Source organism: Rhodanobacter sp. C06 (assembly GCF_002001105.1).
In the GTDB taxonomy this organism is placed as follows: Bacteria; Pseudomonadota; Gammaproteobacteria; order Xanthomonadales; family Rhodanobacteraceae; genus Rhodanobacter_A.
Genome location: NZ_MUNP01000054.1, coordinates 1 through 4,886, shown reverse-complemented (window position 1 = coordinate 4,886; position 4,886 = coordinate 1). Strand labels below are relative to the sequence as shown.

The window sequence follows — 4,886 nt, the reverse complement described above, 5'->3', positions numbered from 1 at the left end:
CCCCAGCCCTCCCCTGCATGCAGGGGAGGGAGACTGCGGGCTTACGCGGCTTGGCTTTTGCTCCGGCTTCTGGCGCGCACGATGCGCGCCTGCTGTTCCGGGGGCCCCTCGGCGGCGGTGAGGCGGGGACGGCAAGGCCGCGCAGCGGGCATCGCCAAGGATGGCGATGCCTTTTCGCCGGGGCGGGAGCCCCGTCGAAAAGCCCGGCGCCGCCTCACGGACTTGCCGGGCAGGACGCCTGGCAAGCGCCGCCGCGGGGTGCCGTTTCTCTTTGGCTACTTTCTCTTTGGGCAAGCAAAGAGAAAGTAGCTCGGGCCGCGGCAGCGGCTCGAAACTGCTCTGAAACTTGCGTAGAAGCAGAAGCAAAAGCCCCCCTCACCCCAACCCTCTCCCCCAACGATGGATCTGTTGGGGGAGAGGGAGATAAAGCGGCGCAGGACGTCGCGCCCACGTCCAAAGGGCCGCAGTCATGAAGCTCCTGCGCCTAGCCCTCCGCAACCTGCGCCGCGAATGGCGGCTGCCCGAACTGCGTACCCTGGCCGGCTCCCTGCTGCTGGCGGTGCTGGCGCTGGGGGTGGTGGCCACGCTGGCCACGCGGGTGGAACGCGGCATCCTCGCCAGCGCGGCCGAGCTGATCGGTGGCGACATCGGCATTTCGGCGCCGCAGGCCGTGCCGGAGGCCTTTGCCGACGAAGCGCGTCGCGACGGCCTCGCCGTCAGCCACGCCGCCGGCTTCCCCAGCGTGGCCTTCGCGCATGAGCGCAGTCAGCTGCTCGACGTGCAGGCCACCGACGGTGCGTATCCGCTGCGCGGCAAGTTGGTGCTGGCCGATGCAACCGACAGTCAGCGCAACAGCCACGGCCCCGCCATCGGCACGGTATATCTCGACCACCGCGCGCTGGTAGCGCTCGCGCTCAAGGTAGGCGACACGCTGCAGCTGGGCGGCAAGCCACTGCGCATCGCCGCTGAACTGGTACAGCAGCCCGACGGCGGTGCGCTGGTGACGCTGGCGCCGCGCGCGCTGATGAGCTTGCAGGACGCCGGACAGGCTGGCCTGCTGGGCACCGGCAGCCGCGCGCAGCATCGCCTGCTGCTGGCCGGCACGCCGGAGGCCGTGCAGCGCTGGCGTGTCTGGGCGCAACGGCAAACCCTGCCGCAAGGCGCGGAGCTGATCACCCCGGAACAGACCCAGGAACGCATGCGCACGGCGTTCGACCGCGCCGGCGCCTTCCTGCACCTCACCGCCTTGCTCGCTGCCTTGCTCGCCGGCGTGGCGATCGCGCTGTCCGCGCAGCGCTACGCGCGACGCAAGACGCCCGAGGTGGCGCTGCTGCGCGCACTGGGCACGCCGCGCCGGCGCGTGCTGGGCCTGCTGCTGCTCACGCTGGCCGCGCTGGCGCTGCCGGTGGCGCTGGCCGGCGTGCTGCTCACGCTGGGCGCGGCGCAACTGGCCTGGCAGTTCGCCAGCACCTTGTTCGGCGGCATTCCCACCGAATTGCCGCTGCTGCCCGCGCTGGGCGCCGCGGCGATGAGCCTGGCCGTGCTGGCCGGCTTCGCGCTGCCGCCGCTGCTGCGGCTGGCCGAGGTGCCGCCGGTCGCCGTGTTCCGCCAGAGCTTGGCGCGCCGGGTGCGCCGTTTCGATGCGCTGTATCTGCTGCCCGCGCTGGTGGCGCTCGCGCTGATCTGGAGCCAGAGCGGCTCGCTGAAACTCGCCGGCATCCTCGCCGCCAGCCTCGCCGGCGTGGCGCTGGTGGCCGCGCTGCTGGCGACTCTGCTGCTGTGGCTGGCGCGCCGCGTGGCACCGGGTGCGCATCCTGCGTTGCGACTCGGCCTTGCCGCGCTGGCGCGGCGACGCGGACTCAGCGTGGTACAAGCCACCGCACTCGCGCTGGCCCTCACCGCGCTGCTGCTGTTGTCAGTGGTGGCGCCGGCCCTGCTCGACGGTTGGCGCAAGGAGTTGCCCGCCGATACGCCGAACTGGTTTGCGCTGAACCTGCAGGACGACCAGCGCGCGGGCTTCACGCAGGCGCTGGCAGGCGTCGGCGCCGACCAGCTCAACATGATGCCGCTGGCGGTGGGCAAGCTGGTCGCCATCGACGGCAAGCCGATCGACCAACTGCACTTCGCCGATCCGCGCGCGAAGGACTGGGCCGACCGCCAGTTGCGCCTGTCCTGGGCCAACGCGCTGCCGCCCGCGAATCGGGTGATCGCCGGCCGCTGGTTCGCGGCACAGCCGGCGCAGGCCGAGCTGTCGGTGGATCGCATGTGGCGCGACATGTTCGCGCTGAAGCTGGGCGACACGATGAGCTTCGACGTGGGCGAAGGCCGCGTGGACGCGAAGATCACCAGCTTCCGCCAGGTGGACTGGAGCTCGTTCCGGGTCAATTTCTTCCTGCTGCTCGACCCCGCGCACGCCGGCGCGCTGCCGCACACCTGGCTGGCCAGCTTCCACCTGCCGCGCGGGCACGCACAGGCGATGGCGCAGCTGTCGCGCGACTATTCCAACCTCAGCCTCGTCGATGTGGACGACTTGCTGGCCCGCATCCGCCAGATCGTCGACCGCGTGGGCGGTGCGGTGCGCTGGATCCTCGCCTTCAGCCTGCTCGCCGGCGCGCTGGTGCTGGCCGCCTCGCTCGCCGCCAGCGCCGCCGAACGCCGGCACGAAGCGGCCCTGCTGCGGACGCTGGGCGCGCGCCGCGCTCAGCTACGCGTGGCCGCGGCCTGCGAGTTCGCCCTGCTCGGCCTGATCGCCGGGCTCACCGCCGCGCTGGGTTCCGCCGGCGCGGGCTTGTGGCTGGGTCGCGCGGTGTTCCGCATCGATGGTTTCGTGCCGCCGCCGTGGCCGCTGGCGCTGGGCGCGCTGGGCTGTGCGGGCGTGGTGATGCTGCTGGGGCTGGTGGGCACGCGCAAGGTCACGCGCACGTCGCCGATGCGGTTGTTGCGGGAGGGGTAGCCGAGCCGCCACCATGCGCGTCCAGCCGGAAGGAACCTCCGCCATGTACACCCTCTACTACTCTCCCGGCACCGCGAGCATGGTGGTGCATCTGGCGCTGCTGGAGATCGGCGCGCCGCACGAGCTGAAACTCGTCGATTTCGACCTGGACGCGCAGCACGACCCCGCGTATCTCGAGCTCAACCCGCGCGGCGTGGTGCCCACGCTGGTGATCGACGGGCGACCACGCTGCGAGTCGGCGGCATTGCTGACGATGCTGGCCGAGCGCCATCCCGCGGCGGGACTGATCCCGCCGCCGGGTACACCGGAACGCGAGGCATGGCAGCAATGGGTGGTCTATCTCAGCAACACGCTGATGTCGGCGTACCGCCTGTGGTTCTATCCCGCCGAACTGGGTGCGACGGAACACACGCCGGAAGTCCGCGCGGCCTTGCAGCAGAAGATCGAGGGTGTCTGGGGCCTGCTCGACACACAGCTGGGGCGACACGGCCCGTACCTGCTTGGCACGGCGTTCTCAGGCGCCGACCTGCTGCTGACCATGCTGATGCGCTGGTCGCGCAACATGCCGCGGCCGGCCACCGAATGGCCCGCGCTGCAGCGGCTGGCCGACCTGGTGCGCGCCCGGCCGAGCTGGAAGCGTCTGTACGAGATCGAGGGCCTGCACGAATGGTGAGATACGCCCGCCCGTGGGCCGCGCGCGCGTGAAGGCCCCAGGCGGCGGCGCCCGGGATTGGTCCGCGAAACTGCGTTCCGAATGGCTGTTGCTGCTGTTCGCCGCGCTGGGGCTCGTGCTGGCCGTGCTCGACCCGCAACCACTGGCCGCTTACCGCCGCTGGCTGCAACTGCCCACGCTGGCCGGCCTGCTCGGCCTGCTGATCGCGATCCAGGGCATCCGCGACAGCGGACTGGTGCAACACGCGGCGGTGGCGGCGGTGGCGCGCGCGCATTCGCTGCGCAGCCTGGGCCTGCTGCTGGTGAGCGCCACCGCGCTGCTGTCGATGGTGTTGACCAACGACGTGAGCCTGTTCCTGATCGTGCCGTTGACGCTGGCGATCGGCGGCATCTCGAACCTGCCGGTGACGCGCATGGTGGTGCTGGAAGCGTTGGCGGTGAACGCGGGCAGCACGTTGAGCCCGATCGGCAACCCGCAGAACCTGCTGCTGTGGCAGCACGCGGGCCTGCCCTTCCTGCGCTTCGCGGCGGCGATGCTGCCGGCCGCCGCGGTGATGTTCGCGCTGGTGGCCACGTTCACCCTGCTGTGGCTGCCGCGCGGCCGGATTGCGCTGACGTCGGCGCACATCGATGGCCGGGTGAACTCGACGCGGCTGGGCATCGGTTCGCTGCTGGCGCTGCTCGGCATGGTGCTGCTGATGGAATACCACCGCGCGCCGCTGGGTGCCACGCTGCTGCTGGCGCTGTTCGCCTTGCTGGCGCGGCGCAGCCTGGCGCGCATCGACTGGCTGTTGCTGCTGACCTTCGCGGCGATCTTCCTCGGCCTGGGCCATTTCGCCGAACTGCCGCTGGTGCGCCACGCGCTGGACCGGCTCGATTTCCGCGATCCGCTGACGCTGTATGCCAGCGGTATCGTCGCCTCTCAGCTGATCAGCAACGTGCCGGCCACTGTGCTGCTGCTCGACCGCACACCCGATGCGATCGCGCTGGCGGTGGCGGTGAACGTGGGTGGCTTCGGCGTGGCGATCGGTTCGCTGGCGAACCTGATCGCGTTGCGCCTGGCGAAGCAGCCACGCGGCTTGCGCCTGCTGCACCTGGCGTCGATCCCGTTTCTGCTCGTATGCGCGCCGCTGGTGTATCTGGTTTGGCGGTGGCTGGGGTGATCCCACCCCGGCCCTCCCCTGCACCCAGGGGAGGGGAATGTCGCACGTGCTCAATCGTCGTCGCGCGCCACGCTGACCTTGCCCTTAACGCCGCTGTG

3 protein-coding genes are annotated in these 4,886 nt (G+C 71.0%); all 3 read left to right on the top strand.

The window, feature by feature from the left end; all coding sequences use genetic code 11:
• The first annotated feature begins 469 nt into the window (after nt 1–469).
• The 3 genes from B0E52_RS11380 (at nt 470) to B0E52_RS11370 (ending at nt 4,788) form a co-directional block, all read left to right on the top strand.
• The gene (locus B0E52_RS11380) at nt 470–2,953 is read left to right on the top strand and encodes an FtsX-like permease family protein (protein ID WP_077483955.1); all 2,484 of its coding nucleotides are present in this window, start codon (nt 470–472) and stop codon (nt 2,951–2,953) included.
• A 43-nt stretch (nt 2,954–2,996) separates the two neighbouring features.
• Nucleotides 2,997–3,626 carry a glutathione S-transferase family protein gene (locus B0E52_RS11375; protein WP_077483954.1) on the top strand — a complete coding sequence of 210 codons (630 nt, stop codon included), beginning with the start codon at nt 2,997–2,999 and terminating at the stop codon, nt 3,624–3,626.
• A 70-nt stretch (nt 3,627–3,696) separates the two neighbouring features.
• Complete coding sequence (locus tag B0E52_RS11370) at nt 3,697–4,788, top strand: SLC13 family permease (RefSeq protein WP_343124504.1); 1,092 nt, start codon at nt 3,697–3,699, stop codon at nt 4,786–4,788.
• The last annotated feature ends 98 nt before the right edge of the window (nt 4,789–4,886 follow it).